Source organism: Allobosea sp. 2KB_26, from assembly GCF_052115715.1.
In the GTDB taxonomy this organism is placed as follows: Bacteria; Pseudomonadota; Alphaproteobacteria; order Rhizobiales; family Beijerinckiaceae; genus Allobosea.
The window spans coordinates 143474-160405 of record NZ_JBFRHE010000010.1; the positions used below are offsets into that span (position 1 = coordinate 143474).

A 16932-nucleotide genomic window follows, 5' to 3' on the forward strand; every position below is an offset into this window, starting at 1 on the left:
TCCAGGGGCCAGTTCAATGCCGCTGGCTGAGCGTAACGACGTTGTCCTGCAGGCGCCTGACGATCAACCGCGTCACCGAGAGCGCCATGCTCGGGAACTCCGTCAGCAGAGCGACGAAGACATCCTTGCGCAAGCGGAGCGCCGTCAGCGGCGTGGTCGCAATGACCGTTGCCGAGCGGGGATCATCCGTCACGATTCCCATTTCACCGAACAGGTTGTTGGCGTTCATAGTCGAGATGCGGACAGGCGGCCCCGACGTCTCGGACAATACGTCGGCCGAGCCCGTGATCAGCAGATAGGCGGCGTCCGACTCGTCACCCTGGTGGAAGATGACATCGCCTGCCGCGAACTCGACCCGCTCGCCAGTGAAGGCCAGCAACCGCAGGCGCACCGTGTCGACATCGGCAAAGATCGGCACGGAACGCAGGGCACGCAGCTCGATGCTGCCAGCGTCCAGCGCATCGCTGGCAACCGCCTCGTCGGACTGAGTCTGCGTCTGAACCACCGCGTCGGCGGAACTGACGGAGTTGGTTCCATGGAATTCAAGACTGGCGTCGAAGCGACCCAGTTCCGCAATCTGCCGGCCGGCGACGAGAATGGTCCTCCCCCGCATGAAGGTCGTGACACGCGCGAACAGCCTGGCAGCCTCGGCCTGGCCGAAAGACGTCAAGGCGTCGTTCAGGATCAGGATCTGCGGGCGCTTGATCAGGCAACGCGCCAAAGCGACGGCCGCCTTCGCAGCCGGGAACAGGAACTGCCCGCCATAGCCGGCCTGTTGATCAAGCCCCCAATGATAGACATCACGCTCCAGGCCCAGCTCGATCAGGCTCTCACGGATGGCCTCGAGCGCGCGCTCCGCATCGGCGGCACTGCTGCTGGGAACACAGCCGAACAAGAGATTGTCGCGCAGTGGTGCTGCCGGGCAGTAACGGGCCGGATCGTAGAAGGCGATGGCGTCCGCCATCTCCGGACTGGCCTGCGCACGGAAGGCGTGCCGCGCGGCAAGAATACGGACTTCGTCCGCCTCGCCCAGCAGACCCAGACGATGCCGCGGCTCCGCATAGAGAAATGCCAGCGCGATCAACCGGGAGCGATCGGCCTCCCGGAGGGTGCGGGCCTCGGCCCGTCCGAGAATGACCTGATATTCCGGGAACTGGGCCGCGGAAATGAAGGAGAACTGCTCGAACAAGACGTGATCGGCCGGAAGATCGCGAAAGATCTCGAGCATGGTCGCTGCGATACGTCGCCCGATCTGGGTCAGGAGCGTGGTCAGGCCCTGCGCGTCCAGAATGGAACGAACCAGTTTGTGACTGGCCAGGCGTTCCCCGGCGAGCCCCGGATCGATGACAACACCGAACAGGATATTCTCGCCGATGGTCGCGTTTCGTGTGTATCGCTCGGGGTCGTAGGGTTCCACCGCATCGCCCGCCCCGCGTCCAATCAGCCTGGAACGAATTCTCGCACGGATCTCGGCGACCCTGTTGACGATCTCGCTTGAATCGTCCGCACTTAGTTGGCGTTGCAGGCCGAAGCGGAACACCGTTTCGGCAAGCCCGACCACACCCAGCACCTCGACCAGGAGACGTTCGAGCTCGTGCCTGCTCGCGACGCCGGCGCCGTTGAAATCGAGCGACCAGGGCTGGGCCCCGGCCTGGGCGGCAACAGGTCGGCGTAGGCCGTAGAGAATGTTGTCGCGCAGGGAAGCATCGAGAATGACAGGTTCGGCTCCGAGATAGGTCAGCGTCCGCCCTCTCCGTTCCGAGGACAACGACGCCAGAGGAATACCGGCCAGCGTCACCGCACCGTCGAACGGCGCCATGCTGCCCCCAAGCACACACGCGAAGGCCGCCGCCCCCTCCCCCGCCTTGTCGATCAGGGCGATATTCCCTCCCAAGGGCAGAGCGAATGAAACACGCTCGAGCAGCCGGTCGCCGGCCGGACCGAGCACCGTCAGGCCCCTGGCCGCGATCATGCCTTCACTAGGCACGCCCCCCTCTCCAGGGGGGGGCGCCTGCGGCAGTTCTGGCGCCGGCATATCGTCGAGCGAGAACTGCTGGGTGACCTGCTGAAACCGCGCCTCGACGTCGAGGCGCTGCTGATCCCAGTCGATCAATTCCTTCACGGGCGTCGGCAGATCACGATAGGCGGCAATGACCGCGACGAGCTGGCCGATGTCGAGCCGGCCGGTCAGGGCAAAATACCCTCCGATCGTGTAGAACAGGAATGGCGTCAGCTGGGCCAACAGGTTGTTCAGGAACTTGACCGCGAATTTGCGCCCATAGAGCTGGTAGCGGATGCCGAACAGCCTCTCGAGGCGCACTGCGACGAGTGCTTTCTCGACCGCAGAGGTTCCGTGGCCGGCAACCTCGTCAAGAGACTCGACGACCTCGCCGATCTTGCCGGCAAGAGCCCGCGACTCGATCTGGCGCTGCCGCCCAAGCCGGATCTGCTCGCGCCGCATCCGGGGAATGATCACGGCCTGCACGAGAACGATGCCTGCGGCGATCGACCCTAGCGCCAGATTCTGCAGCAGAATGAAGATGAGCGCCGTCAACGCCTGGCCACCGAGCAGAACCGGCTGGATGAAGGCATCACCGACGAAGCCGCCGATCGGTTCGACCTCGTCCTTGATCACAGTCGCGGCCTCGGACGGTTTGAGCCGGCGCCGTGCCTCGGGCGTGAAACTCAGCAGCGTCGCGAAGAGGTCGGCGCGCAGCCGCTGCAGCAGCCGTTCGCCCAAGGCCCCCTTGCGCATGTTGATGACGTATTTGAAGGCGCCATTGATGAGCACCAGCAGCAGGAACAGGCCGGACAGGGCAAACAGATAGCTGATGCGGTCGAGCATGAAGCCGCTGAGGAGCTCACGGCTGCCCCCGAGCCAAGCTGGTAGTGAGAGCGAAAACCGAAAGAGCCGTGCAGTCTCCTGCCCACCGGAAAAGGCGCGCCCCTGGATGGCGTCCGTGATGATGTATTTCGGCAGCTCAAGCGAAAGATAATAGAAGGGAAAGGACAGCAGCACGATCGCGATGATCTGGAGCTGCTGCCGACGGCTGTTGCGCCAGATATAGGCAAACAGCCCGATTGTTGGCGCGTTCGCCTCAACCGGCGCCTGAGGCGCGGCTTGCGCTGCCGCCTGTCCTGGCCGCGAGCGCAGGCGCTGTGCTGCCTGCAGGGAGGAACCATCCGCCATGGAGCGCATCCGGCCTGTGATGTGAGCGCTGCGCTCCAGCGTACCGCAATTTTCGCGTGTTGCGGACAATAGGTTCCCTGCGCCTGCGCATCAGTTCAACGTATCCGTCTCCCCCCAGGGGCGCGGAGCATGCCGGCTCAGCGGCCCCCACTGAGCAGCCTCTGCATGGGTCAGTCCGATATCGTTCAACGTGTGCTCATCCATCGCAACGGCCTGCGACTGCCCGCGCTGCGGGCTAAGGGCCAGCGCCAGTGACGTGACCAGCGCACGGCTCACGCGCGTGACCTTGCCAAGGAAGGGGCATTCGCCCGCCTGCGTCACTGTCTCGGGCTCGTGCAGAGGCTCGAGGGAGGTTGTCCTGAACGGCGCGGAATGGGTGTTGGCGGTGTGGTGCACGGCATGACTCCCGTTCGGAGCGGCACACACAGCGACTGCGGACTGCAGTCGCAGCGGCCTTCGGGCGGGGGTTTTCGGCCGTTCTCATGCTATCTTCTGTGAAACAGGTCACATAGGCGTCAGCTTTTCGCAGCAATGGAGAGAACAGGAGTACTGACGAATGCGCAGCGCGCCGCATCTGGTCGTTCGGCTTCTATCGGTGAATCCGTTCTTCGCGGGGCTTGCTCACGATGCCCTGGTCAAGATCGCCGCAATTTGCCTTCCGAGGCATTTGGCACCGCACGAGGTCCTGTTCCTGAAGGGCGATCCCGGCGATGGCCTCTACGCCATCCGGCATGGCCGGATCCGAATTGGCACCATGGACGATGCAGGACAGCAGTTGACGATGAATCTGCTGGGAGGGGGCGACGTCTTCGGGGAGATCGCCCTCCTCGACGGTCGCGCGCGCAGCGCCGACGCCATCGCGCTGGAAGATACCGAGATGTTCTTCGTGCCGCGGCGCGACTTCCTGAATCTGCTCGACAACGAGCCCCTGATTGCAATCCGGCTGATCGAATTGCTCTGCGAGCGTCTGCGCGGCATGAGCGAGCGCATGGAGGACACGGCCTTCCTGCCCGCCGCCTCCCGGCTGGCGCGCCGCATCGATGTGCTGATTACCGACTATGGCAGCGAGCTGCATATTTCCCAGGAAGAACTGGGGGCGCTGACCGGGGTCACCCGGGAGACCGTGAACCGCCAGCTACAGCGCTGGAAAGAGGTCGGCCTTCTCTCCCTTGGGCGGGGTCGCCTCGTGATCCATAATGTCGACGGCTTCCGGCGTTTGGCGAAGACCGGAGCGATCTGAACACAGAGGAGCGTGCCTGCCCTTCCTTCCGTTTCCCGATTGCCGTGCAGATCACGGCAACCGGCAACCGCATCGATGTCGCCGGCCGCCTGATGGACGCCGCCAAGGAGCCAGGCGCTGCTGTTCCAGCAGAACTTTTCGTCGCATCCGGCGATATCCGGAAGCGCCAACACGTCCCGACAGCAATCACACGATCGAGCTTCGCGGCTGGCACAAGCGTATCTCCGCCGCACTGTGGCGCGTGCGACAGCATCTGTGATCCAGATCACAGAACGCAGCCGCCATTCCGGAAAGGGTTGGGCAATAGTCGCCATACAGGGGAGCGGTCATGGCCAAGTACAGGGCGGTACTTCCGCAAGTCCTGACGCAGGAATTCCTCACCGACGGCGGACTGGAGACGACACTTACCTATCGTGATGGCCTTGAATTGCCGTTCTTCGCCGCCTTCCCGCTCGTCCGCAGCGAAGAGGGCCGGGCCCGCCTCAAGGCTTATTTCCTGCCCTATCTCACGCTCGCCGCCGAGTACGGCAAAGGCTTCATTCTGGATACGCCGACCTGGCGCGCCAACCCCGATTGGGGGCGCAAGCTGGACTACTCGTGCACCATGCTCGAGGAGGTTCAGAGAGCCTCGGTTCGACTGGCGATGGAGCTGCGTCCTCACTACGAAACCTGCGATTCAAGGATCGTGATCAACGGCGTGATCGGGCCCCGTGGGGACGGTTACCGGATCGATACGCGCATGAACGCGCGGCAGGCGCAGCTCTACCACCAAGAGCAGGTCAAGACCTTCGCCCGCACCGAAGCGGACATGGTGAGCGCCATCACGATGACCTACAGCAACGAGGCAATCGGCATCGCCGCCGCTGCGCAGGCTCACCGAATGCCCGTCGTGGTCTCCTTCACCGTCGAAACGGACGGCAGGCTCCCGAGCGGAGAGACCTTGGGCCATGCGATCGAGCGCGTCGATGAGGCGACCGAGGCCTATCCCCTCTACTACATGATCAACTGTGCGCATCCCCTGCATTTCGAGCGGGTGATCTCCGGCAGCGCGCCCTGGCTCGACAGGATCGGGGGCTTGAGGGCGAACGCCTCGACCTTGAGCCACACCGAACTCGACATGGCGACCGAACTCGATGCCGGCGATCCGCTCGATCTCGCCCATCGCTATCGCGGCCTGCGCAAGCGGCTCAAGAATGCCCGCGTGCTCGGAGGCTGCTGCGGCACCGACCTGCGCCATGTCAGGGCGATCTGCTATGCCTGTCTGTAGCAGAGGCTCGATATCGGGTCATCGGAAGCCTGCAGGCAGGATGAAGCCGGCTCACGATGCCACCCGGTCGGAGACGCGGGAGGGGGCTGAGGCGGCGCCCCCGCGCCGCAGGGCGCGCGACACAGACCCCGCCAGATCGTCAAACCGTGACAGCGCGCCCAGGCGTGCCTGAATCGCGGGATCAGCTCGGTTCGCGCCCAGGTAGTCCTGTAGGGAAACCAAACAGCGGTGCTCGAGCACGGGAGAGTTCAGTTGCCTCGCCTTCTCTGCCGCGGAGCGCAACGCCGCCTCCGCGCTTTGTTGCGCCCCCGTGCCCGCCACCATGATGCGGGCCTGGATCCGATCCAACTCTGGTTCCAGCCACTGCGAGCCGCTCCGCGACATCAGCGCAATCGCACGCCCACACGATGCCTCCGCCTCCGCAACTTGGCCCAGCTGAAGCTGGGCTTCCGCAAGATTGCCGAGATAACCGGAGAGCGACAGCACGTAGCCGACGCGTTCGAATGCGCCGATCGCCCTCTGCATGGTTGCCGCGCCGCGCGCGAGATCGCCCTTCTGGCAAAGCCCCCAACCAAGGAATGCCGCGCCATGGGCCCGGAACCCGGCGAGCCCATGCTGCTCAGACAAGGCCACCAGCCGCCCTGCCTCCTGCATCAGCTCATTGGTTGCGCCCGACAGCCCGAAGACCCAGCCACCGACATAGGACATCGGAATCGCCGCGGAATGGGGGTGCCGCAAGGCGTCCGCGGAACGAAGCGCATCGATGCCAATACCCAGGGCCTCATCGACATTGCCAAGACAGAAATGGGCGAGGCTCAGCAGTGACCTGGTGTGAATCTCCGTGTTCTGGCCGAACATGAATGTGCTGGCCTCGTCGCGATCGCGCTCTCCGATGAGCAGGGAGCGTTCCAGGTGCTCGATCGCCTCGTCGGCCTGGCCCTGGCCGAGCCGCACCATGCCAATCAAACGGTGCCCGATGGCTCGGCCGGAACCATAGTCCGCACGCTCGGAGCGATCGAGGAAGTTCTGGGCCAGCGACGCGGCTTCAGGCACGTCGCCGCTGCAATTGGCGAAGGTGAACTTTCCGAACAGGAACGGAAACATCAATGCGGATGGCTCGTCCTCGCTGCAAAGCTCCAACCCGCGCTTGCAGCATTGCAGCAAGCCTGCCGATGTCGGCCCTTGCGCTGCGGTGATGGAACCGACCAGCGCCGCCTGAAGGCCGCGCTCGAGCGTCGTCCGCGCCATCTCGTCCGGCAATTTGTCGAGCAGGGACAGGCCGTGGCGAATATGCCCGATGGCCTCGATATGGGCAGAACGCTGTCCGGCGCTCGCCCCAGCCCTGAGCCAGGCCTGCACCGCCTCCTGGTACCGGCCCGCCTCGGTGAGATGGTGCGCCGTGACCTCGGGCAGGGGGATATCGACGCCGTCCCCCTGATCGAGCAGGCCCAGAATGCGGTCGTGGATCGCGCGCCGTTCGGTGGCGAGCATCGATTCATGAGCCATGCGCTGAAGCAACGAATGCCTGAACTCATAGCGGATTTCCCCACCTATGCGCTTTGGGAGGAGAATCTCGGCATCGACCAGCGCCTCGACAGGTGCGATCACCTCCCCGATGCCCTTCTCCAGGACATGGGCGAGGAATACCGGGGTGAAGGACCGGCCGATACAGGCCGCGGCCTGCACCACGGGGCGCGCGCCCGGACGCCGATCGAGCCGCTCGGACATGAGTTCCGCAAGGAGAAGCGGGACATTCGACGGCTTGCGGATGGGGTGAGGCGTCTGGATGTGTTCGTCGATCAGAGAGAGCACGAACTGCTCGACAAAGAGCGGAACGCCCTCGGCCGCAGCAACCGCTTGTGCGATCTTCTCGGGAGGCAGCTCATCCGAGCCCGGAATCGCGTGCGCCAGCGCGAGGCTCTGCTCGCCTGACAGCGGCTCCAGCGTCACAGTTTCGTCAGGCTCCGGCAACCCCTCAGCGCGCGGGAACGGCCGTGCGGTCGCCACGACCATCAGCGCCTCATCACTCCCGGCCACCAGGAGTTCCCGCAAGAGCTCTGCCGAGGACGGGTCGAGCCAATGCGCGTCCTCAATCACCACAAGGGTCGGCTGTCGGCGGGCTGTGCGCACGATCACCGAGATGACGAATTCATATTGCTTGCGCTTGAACAGCGTCGGGGCTGGGGCAAACTGCTCGCGGATCCCGGTTGCAGCGAGGCCGATCAGGCTTGCCAGTATTTCATTGTTCTCCGGCGTGTTGAGGCCGATTTCGTCAAGAACGGCGCCGATCTTCGCTCCGCGAACCGTGTTGTCGTCCTCGAACTTGAGACCAGCCCGTGCCCAGAGGAAGCTCGCGACGGGGTAGAGCGGCGTGCTGGCGAACAGCTCATGGCAATAGGTCATGTAGATCGCTGCATCGGACAGCGCGGGATGACCGCAGATCTCCGTAATGACCTTCGTCTTCCCGACTCCGGCATCCGCAGTCACGAGAACGAACTGTGCCCGCTTGTCGCTTGTCGCGCCGGTCCAGCGCGCAAGGATACGCTGCAAATGGTTTTCCCGACCGGCAACAATCGGAATGCGGCTGGAGACACTGCTCCGACGCCGCGCCGTTCCCAAGCGCTCTCGGGCAATCTCGAAGACCTCGATCTCACGCGAAAGGCCGCGGATGGGCCTTGCCCCGAGGGCTTTGACTTCGAACAGGCCGGCGGTGAGGTCGGTGACTTCCCGGGTCGCCACCACGGTTCCAGGCGCGGCCTCAGCCTGCAACCGCGCCGCGAGATTGATGGCCTCGCCCACTGCACCAAGTTCGCTGGAGCCGCTGCTCAGCCGGGCCGGTGCCATCACGACCAGGCCTGTGTGAACGCCGATGCGCGCCGCGATGTCCGGAACGGTACCATCCTCGACGGCCGTGTTCAGCGTCTTGATCCGCCCCATCAGCTCGAGGGAGGCACGAACGGCCCGTTCTGCGTCGTTCTCGCGGGCCGTGGGATAGCCAAAGAAGATGAGGACGCCGTCGCCCGTGTAACTCGCGACGAAGCCGCCATAGCGCTCCATCGTCGTCAGGGTCAGTTGTTGGTAGCGGCGCTGAACAAGCCGCAGCTCCTCCGGATCAAGCTGCTCCGACAATTGGGTGTAACCGACGAGGTCGACGAAGACGATCGTGACGTACCGCCTCTCGGACACATGTTTTCGAGGCTCGGTTTCGTTCATCGCCATCGCACAGGCTCCTGTGTCGCAAACGCCGGCGCTCGATTATTGTCGAGTCAATTTGAATATGGCCGCATATCGGCATAGAGTGAAGTCATTACGCAGCTGTATCTATTTTTTCAGCCAGTATACGGGGGGCCGACCGATCATGCCTGCCTCAAGATTATCGCGTCTCCTCTCCCGAATATCAGCCGAAGCCAGTTCCGACACACCTCCGAAGATCAAAACGATCGTCATTTGCGCCCATCTTCGGCCTGGTCGCGACAAACGGCGCTCGACGCATTTCATGCAACCTATCGCAGGTCTACATATTGCTGCACTGATCGATGCAAAGCGATTTGATGTCGTGCTTTATCATGAAGACTGGCACGGCCCATTCGACCCTGCACATTGCAACCAGTACGACCTCGTATTCCTCACAGGGCTTCAGCCCGACTTCGATCGTCTGCGGCAGCTCTCCTACCATTTCAGACGCAGCGGAGCGACGGTGGTGGCCGGTGGGAGCGTATGCACGCTTTTCCCGGAATTCGCCCAGCAGTTCTTCGATGTCGTCTGCGCCGGCGGCGTCGATTGCGTCAGGGATGTCGTCACAGATTATTTGGCTGGCTCGCTCCAACCAATCTACCGCTCTCCGATTGCGCAGATCTCCGATTACACGGTCGATTATAGTCTTTTGCGCAAGAGCGGGATCAATCCGAGCACGCATCTTGCCGAGACCTCGCGCGGATGCAGCTTCAAATGCAGCTTTTGTGTCATCCCCTCGGAAGTCGGGGCGCATGTCCGCCATGGTCTGGCCAGCTTCCTGGCGTCGCTCGAAAGCGCTTTGGCATCGAGCCCCCGCTTCAGCATGCGCAGCTGGTATCCGATGGTCATGCTGCTGGACAATAACTTCTCGGATGACCGGCCCCATATGCTGGCCGTGTGCCAGCTCCTGCGCGACCACCCCAAGGTGCGGGGCTGGGGGGCCCTCGTCACCCAGAACGTCGTGCAGGACCGCGCGCTCATCGAGACCTTCGCCGCCTCCAAATGCGTCGGGCTGTTCGTCGGGATCGAATCGCTCGATGCGGGGTTTTTGCGCCGCTACAACAAGACCCAGAACCTCAGCCGGCGCCAGAATGTCATCGATGACGTCGCCTTCGCCGAGGGGCACGGCATTGCCGTCGGTTACGGCTATCTCTTCGACCCTCGCTACCAGACGGCTGCCGAGATGCAGCAAGCCATGGAAGCCATCGCCGAAAACCCGCTGATGCCGATGCCGACCTATCTCAGTACCGTTGCTCCTCTCGCCGGAACCCAACTCTTCTGGGAGGACCTGGAAAGCGGGCGCCTGGCCCCCAACCTTCGCTTCCGGGACCTGGACGGCGAGACGATCTGCTACGCACAGCTTGCAGAACCGGCAGAGCCGATCGTCGCCTTTCTCGAACGGATCTTCCGGCGTCCCTGGACCGTGGTCGGGCGCATGCGCATCCTGCTCAAGACCTTGCGGAGGCTCCGCCACAGCCGTTCGTTCAACCCGATGCGATGGTACATCATCGCATCGGCGAGCTTTCATTGCTTTACCTGGTCGAAGTCCTCGCCGGCGCGACCGCGCACCTATCTGGCCGGGAGCGATACGCTCGATCCGCAATATGGCGAACATCCCGATGATCTCTCGCCCGAGGATCGCGTCCGCTATTTCGAGCCGATCGCGCTCACCGACGGCGACGGGAAGCCGAGCCTGTGGCTCATTCCCTATGCCGAAGCCCGCAGGAAGCCCAAGACGACGGCACGCCCTCTGCCGGTTTCGCCCCCCTTGGACGCCGGCATCGTCGCCATGCGCCCGGAGAAATAGCGGAATATTCCCAGGTTCACCTACTTTTCCGCCTCGGGCTGGCTTGCCTCTTCGCGGATGGAGCACGCGGTCGCGGACCTTTCGGAGGGTCTCCTTCTCCCCGAGGCTCACCGTCCTTCGGCATCGTCCCAAGCTTCTGGCTGGCGCTCTTGGGCGCATCGACATAGGCCCTGCCGATGAGCCCCTGCAACTCAGGCAGACTGTACTTCGCGATATGCGCGAGCGTTGCGGTCCGGAGTTTCGTGCTGTCTCCGGCGGCCTCCGCCTGGGCAGCCTGGAGACCGTCCAGAAATGTGTTGAGCTCGTCCCGGGAGGCGCGCAACGGAGGCGGCGGGGACGTTGGTTTGCGTGTTCTCAGGGCCATGACGCACCTCGCCGAACTACTGCATGATGGAGAGGATCTGTGCACGGATCTGCGGGCTCAGCATCAGATCCATATGCTCGAAACCGTCCCGGTCGATGTCCCCGGTCACGGTCCGCACATTGGCCTCGGGTATCGAGACCAGACGCGCCGACCAGGCCGGGATCACGCCGTCGCCGGGGCAATAGGAGTGATCCACGATCGGTGACGGCTCAGCGTTCGGATCGAAGCCAGGGTCGATCCAGCCCCATGTCTGCTCATCGGTCGTCTCGTTGAGGGTCGCGCCATTGCGCTGCTGAACGCCGCGGATATTGTAGAACTTGCTGTTCGTGGCCGCCCCGAGCGGCAACGCCACCTTCCGATAGATCGTTTCGCCCCGGTCCAGGGCAACATGGCTGAAGCCCCAGTTCTCGGGATAGCGCACCTGGGTTCCGTTCTTCTGGGGGTTGTAAGGATCGGCGATCGCGCCCGTGTCCTGGTCCCTGACCGGATATCGCGACAGCGGATATTTCAGATCAGCAGCCAGCGCCGCCTGGTCACGCTGGAAGGTCGCCTGGTCCAGATAGAGAAGCGTGTATGGCCCCGGCAGTGACGAGATCAACTGGGTCAGGTTTCGCGGGTCGTAGGACCACGAGAGCCTGTCCAGGTCGGGGTCGCCCTTGAAATAGCGGTTCAGCTGCCCGGCATAACCATAGAACGGCGACCCGACGCTGATCGCTCGCCTGACCGCCGCGACATGCGAGCCGCCCTCGTTGAGGACCAGCTTGACGACCATGCCGCCGAAGCTGTGCCCGATCAGCGTCACATCGGCGAAGGGATCGGCGCCGCATTCGTCACGGACCCGCTTACGGAACTTCGGCACGAAGCTCTTCAGGAAGAAGCGCGCCACAAGTTCGGGATCACGCCGCCAGTCCCAGCCAAAGACGAACCAGTCGAACTTCCTGGCCGTGCACCAGCTCAGAAAATCATCGTAGGGGACCAGCATCGGAGGAAACCGGACGCAGCCATCGGCGATCACGAAATGCCGGCCTGCATCGTCATCGCCCTTCATCTTGAGGAGCAGGGCACCGCCGGTCAGGATCGGGCAATCCAACCAGATCAGGTTGTAGAAATAGGGCGTATTGCCCTGGGTCGTGGTCGCCCATTTGATGCTGGATCCCATCCCTCCCGGGAACAGGATGACCGTCTTGCGCCGGGCCGGTCTGTGCTGCCTGTAGCGCGCGATGAACTGCGAAATCTGCTCGTCGAGTTGCGCGAGCTGCTGCTTGGCACGATCCGCGACGTAGCCCATTTCGCCTCCGGTCGAGAACGCTCTCACATTTCGTGGGGAAGGCAGGCTTGTTCGTCCAAGCGATAGGCCGGAATAAATGGTGCAACAACGATGCGACCATCGCAAACCGCAACGACAGCATCTCTCAAACGACTGAAGCAGGCAATGCTGCATTGACGCTGCGAGATGCTGCCCTCAGATCTGCGTCAGGAATTCAAATCCCAACCAAGACGGAGAATGTGGCGCCGCCGCTCGGGCGTACTCCGGCCCGAGGACATGATCGACCATGTTCCTGCGCCCTCTCAGGCGCTCGCAATCGACAAATCGCCAGCGAGCCGAGGCGGGCATGCGCCCGCACGGCCGGCTCGCATCGATCACAACTTCACCGCCCGCAGCCGCGCAGCATTGGCGATCACGCTGACCGAGGACAACGCCATCGCGGCAGCAGCGATGATCGGCGACAACAGCAAGCCGAAGATCGGATAGAGCACGCCTGCTGCCACCGGCACCCCGAGCGCGTTGTAGACGAAGGCGAAGAACAGGTTCTGCCGGATATTCCGCATCGTGGCCTCAGACAGACGCCGGGCACGCACGATCCCGGTCATGTCGCCCTGGAGCAATGTGACTCCGGCGCTCTCGATCGCAACATCGGTCCCGGAGCCCATCGCGATGCCGACATCGGCTGCAGCCAAAGCCGGCGCGTCATTGACGCCGTCGCCTGCCATTGCGACCACACGCCCCTCCCGCTTGAGCTTCGCCACGACCGCGCTCTTGTCCTCGGGGAGAACTTCGGCCTCGACCTCGGTGATTCCGAGCCTGCGGGCGACGGCTTGCGCCGTGGTGCGGTTGTCGCCGGTGAGCATGACGACGCGTATCCCCTCGGACCGCAGCGCCGACAGAGCCTCCGGGGTCGAAGCCTTGACCGGGTCGGCAATGGCGATCACGCCTGCCGGCCTGCTGTCCACACCCATGAAGATCGCCGTCGCACCATCCCTGCGCAGGTCGTCCGCGATCTGGACGAGGCTCGACACATCGACGCCGTGTTCGGTCAGGAAGCGATCATTGCCGAGCACGATCCGCTGGCCCTCGACCGTTCCCAGTGCCCCCTTGCCAGTCGGTGAATCGAAGTCCGTCACGGCGGCCGTCGTAACGCCCTTGGCTTCGGCAGATGCAACGATCGCAACCGCCAGGGGGTGCTCGCTCGGCCGCTCCACGCTGGCGGCAAGGCGCAGGATGTCGGTCTCGGAGAATCCCGGTGCCGGCCGGATCGCGGTGACCGCCGGCCGCCCTTCGGTGAGCGTGCCGGTCTTGTCGACCACGAGCGTGTCGATTTTCTCCATCTGCTCAAGCGCCTCGGCATTCTTGATCAGCACGCCAGCCCGGGCCCCCCGCCCAACACCGACCATGATCGACATCGGCGTCGCAAGGCCGAGCGCACAGGGGCAGGCGATGATCAGGACCGAGACCGCAGCCACCAGCCCGAAGGCAAGGCGCGGCTCCGGCCCCCAGATGGCCCAGGCGGCAAAGGCGAGCACGGCAATGGCGATCACGGCCGGCACGAAGTAGCCGGAGACCTGATCGGCCAGGCGCTGGATCGGCGCGCGGCTACGTTGGGCCTCCGAGACCAGCAGGACGATCCGCGCCAGCATGGTGTCGCGCCCGATCTTCTGCGCCTCGATGACGAGACCGCCGGACTGGTTCATCGTGCCGCCGATCACGGCGGCGCCGACAATCTTGGTCACGGGCATGGATTCCCCGGTCACCATGGATTCGTCGACCGCGCTCCGGCCCTCGACCACCGCGCCGTCAACGGGGACTTTCTCGCCAGGCCGAACCCGGAGACGGTCGCCCAATTGCACCGTATCGAGCTGAATCTCCTCCTCGGAACCATCGGCATTCAGACGCCGGGCCGTCTTGGGAGCAAGATCGAGAAGTGCCCGAATGGCACCGCCCGTGCTTTCCCGTGCGCGCAGCTCGAGCACCTGCCCGAGAAGGACCAGCACCGTGATGACGGCCGCCGCCTCGAAATAAACTGCGACCGAGCCGTCATGCCCGCGGAAAGCCGGCGGGAAGATCCCGGGCATCAGCGTCGCCACGACGCTGTAGACCCAGGCAACGCCCGTTCCCATCGCAATCAGCGTGAACATGTTGAGGTTGCGGCTGACCAGGGAATGCCAGCCGCGCTCGAAGAACGGCCAGCCAGCCCAAAGCACCACCGGCGTCGCCAAGGCGAGCTGGATCCAGTTGGAGAGATGACGCGGAATCAGGTGGTCAAGGTCGAGCAGATGCCCACCCATTTCCAGGATCGCGACCGGGAGGGCGAGAACGAGGCCGATCCAGAAGCGCCGGCTCATGTCGACCAATTCGGCATTGGGCTGCGCTTCGGCCGTAATCAGAACCGGTTCGAGTGCCATGCCGCAGATCGGGCAGGAACCCGGTCCGACCTGCCTGATCTCGGGATGCATCGGACAGGTATAGGTCGCCCCCTCAGGCGCGGTATCCGTCGCCGCAGTTTGTTTCGGATCGACGTAACGGGCCGGATCAGCTTCGAATTTCGACTGGCAGCCCGAGGAGCAGAAATAATAGGGCCGCCCCCCGTGCTGCGCGCGGTGTGTCGTCTCGTGCGGATCGACCGCCATCCCGCAGACCGGGTCCTTGGCCTGCCCCTCGTTCGACGTCCCGGCGTGCTGGTGCTCGACATGGGCACCAGGACTGTGGTGACCGTGATGAGCGGCGTGGCCCGCATGGGCCTCGTGACCGCCGTGAGACGTCTCCTTCGGGGCATTCGCCATGATGTTCCTTTGCACAATCCAGCCGATACGGCCCCGGCATTGGGCAACCTTCCATTGTGGGAAGGTCAAGCCTGCGCGTCACTGCTCCGCAGCATGGGCCTCGCAGAATTCCGCCAGGCTCCGGAAGGTCCAGGCCGGGCGCGGCATATCCTTCGGCGGCAGCGTCGCGCCGCCGCCGTCCTTGTCGTGGCGGCGGTCGATCCAGGCGCTGCTGATACCCAGCCCGCTGGCCGGCACGTGGTCGTGGAACAGGCTTTGCGCCACGTGGAGGATCTTGCCCTTCTCCTCGCCGACATGGGCCAGCATGTACTCGAAATTGGCGAGCGACGGCTTGTAGGAGCCGATATCCTGCGCGGTGAAACGGAGGTCGAACTCCGTGCCGAGTAGGGCCGCACTGCGGCCGAGGCTCGCGCGATCGACATTGGAGAGCACGACCAGGCGATAGTGCCTGGCCAGATATTGCAGAGCCTCGCGACTATCGGGGAAGGCCGGCCAGTTCCCGACCGAAGCACCGAATTCCCGGGCCGCCTGCTGATCGGGCGACGTGCCGAAATGCCTGGCGAGATCGCCATGCACACGCTCCAGAATCTCGGGGTAGAGCAGCCGCGGCTGCTGTGCCTCCCATTGGCTTTCGAGCCGGGCAAACTCAGCGAGCAGGTCTTCGTCGCGGACGACAATCCCCCTGGCTTTCAGCCAAGGCTGCAATTGCGCCAGCAGACCGGACTCCCAGTCGATCAGGGTGCCGTAGACATCGAAGGTCAGGGTGGTGAAATCACGCAGCTTCATGGGCCGTCTCCATTATCTCTCTGGTGACGGTCATAGACCGGCGGCGATTCCCGCTCTTGTCCCGATCTCCAAACCTTTGGGCTCAATCTCCACGTCGCAATGCCGCGGGAGTGGTCGAGCGCCGACGACGCAGGCTTCGCGTCAGCGCACTTTGATCGCTGAACCCGACTGCAAGCGCGATCTCGGCAAGCGGGCGCCGGGTTTCACGGATCAGTTGTTCGGCTTCCCGCAGGCGCAGATCGGCGAGATAGCGCCCCGGCGATATGCCGATCCAACGCTGGAACAGCGCATGCAAGCCACTGACCGACACGCCGGCGGCGACTGCCAGCTGCTGGACGGTCAGCGTCGCATCATAGCCATGACCGAGCAGCGAGACCGCACGCTCCAGCGCTGGCGGCCAATGCAGCCGATCGCCGGACCGTTCCGCCACCGCCTCGAGCAACATGCCGCCGAGCCGATCAAGCAGGTCCGATCGGCGCGCAGGCGCCGCCGCATCATGGGCGATGTAATGCGCGAGATGCCGCAATCCGGCGTCGAGGGGGTGAAATGGCTGCCCCTCCGCCTGGTGCACGAGGCGGTCCGGCAGGCCAAAGAAGCCCGCTCCCGTCGGAACATCGAGCACGACGAAATGGCCGGAATGCGGGGTCGTGAAGCGGTGGCGCGCCTGCGAGGCGACGATCACGAAGCTGCTGTCATCGACGATGCCATCCTGACCCGCGATGTGCATCTGCATGGTGCCATCGACCGGCACGACAATCTGATGCCAGTCATGAGCGTGCTCCGTCTCATGCGGCGGATAGGATCGTAGCGACAGGACCGGGCGCATCCGCAGCCTCCCCACTCGAAGTTCCGTGCCCGAAATATGGTTCCCCGGGCAGCGCCGGCATGAGCACGCCAAGGTGGGCGGAGACAGGCAGCTTCGCAACCGTCAACCGGGAAGAGCCGCTGCTATGCGCGAACGCAGCTCATGAAACCCTTTATGCCG

Annotated in this window: 10 protein-coding genes; 3 read left to right on the top strand and 7 right to left on the bottom strand. The window is 64.0% G+C overall.

Annotation, left to right across the window (positions count from 1 at the left end; genetic code table 11):
• Positions 1-13: 13 nt before the first annotated feature.
• Together AB4099_RS23875 and AB4099_RS23880 are read right to left on the bottom strand one after the other, a co-directional pair.
• Positions 14-3190 (bottom strand): cyclic nucleotide-binding domain-containing protein, encoded by a 3177-nt coding sequence (locus tag AB4099_RS23875; RefSeq protein WP_441479862.1) that lies wholly within the window; start codon positions 3188-3190, stop codon positions 14-16.
• A 90-nt stretch (positions 3191-3280) separates the two neighbouring features.
• Positions 3281-3586, bottom strand: a complete 306-nt coding sequence (locus AB4099_RS23880) for a hypothetical protein (RefSeq protein WP_441479863.1) — start codon at positions 3584-3586, stop codon at positions 3281-3283.
• A 160-nt stretch (positions 3587-3746) separates the two neighbouring features.
• Between AB4099_RS23880 and AB4099_RS23885 the strand changes: the two genes are divergently transcribed.
• On the top strand, positions 3747-4430 hold the full coding sequence (locus AB4099_RS23885; RefSeq protein ID WP_441479864.1) for a Crp/Fnr family transcriptional regulator: 684 nt from the start codon (positions 3747-3749) through the stop codon (positions 4428-4430).
• Positions 4431-4758: 328 nt separating this feature from the next.
• Positions 4759-5697 carry a homocysteine S-methyltransferase family protein gene (locus AB4099_RS23890; RefSeq protein ID WP_113518734.1) on the top strand — a complete coding sequence of 313 codons (939 nt, stop codon included), beginning with the start codon at positions 4759-4761 and terminating at the stop codon, positions 5695-5697.
• 51 nt (positions 5698-5748) lie between these two features.
• Here AB4099_RS23890 and AB4099_RS23895 read toward each other — a convergent pair whose 3' ends face one another.
• Complete coding sequence (locus AB4099_RS23895; protein ID WP_441479865.1) at positions 5749-8916, bottom strand: ATP-binding protein; 3168 nt, start codon at positions 8914-8916, stop codon at positions 5749-5751.
• Positions 8917-9253: 337 nt separating this feature from the next.
• Here AB4099_RS23895 and AB4099_RS23900 point away from each other — a divergent pair, with 337 nt between their 5' ends.
• Positions 9254-10738, top strand: coding sequence for a B12-binding domain-containing radical SAM protein (locus tag AB4099_RS23900; RefSeq protein ID WP_441479866.1), 1485 nt, complete (start codon positions 9254-9256; stop codon positions 10736-10738).
• A gap of 380 nt (positions 10739-11118) precedes the next feature.
• Here AB4099_RS23900 and AB4099_RS23905 read toward each other — a convergent pair whose 3' ends face one another.
• From AB4099_RS23905 to AB4099_RS23920, 4 genes are all read right to left on the bottom strand, one after another.
• On the bottom strand, positions 11119-12390 hold the full coding sequence (locus AB4099_RS23905) for an esterase/lipase family protein (protein ID WP_441479867.1): 1272 nt from the start codon (positions 12388-12390) through the stop codon (positions 11119-11121).
• A gap of 353 nt (positions 12391-12743) precedes the next feature.
• On the bottom strand, positions 12744-15161 hold the full coding sequence (locus AB4099_RS23910; RefSeq protein WP_441479868.1) for a heavy metal translocating P-type ATPase: 2418 nt from the start codon (positions 15159-15161) through the stop codon (positions 12744-12746).
• A gap of 78 nt (positions 15162-15239) precedes the next feature.
• Positions 15240-15947 (bottom strand): HAD-IA family hydrolase, encoded by a 708-nt coding sequence (locus AB4099_RS23915; RefSeq protein ID WP_441479869.1) that lies wholly within the window; start codon positions 15945-15947, stop codon positions 15240-15242.
• An 82-nt stretch (positions 15948-16029) separates the two neighbouring features.
• Positions 16030-16773 (bottom strand): helix-turn-helix transcriptional regulator, encoded by a 744-nt coding sequence (locus tag AB4099_RS23920; RefSeq protein ID WP_113518741.1) that lies wholly within the window; start codon positions 16771-16773, stop codon positions 16030-16032.
• Between the last annotated feature and the right edge of the window lie 159 nt (positions 16774-16932).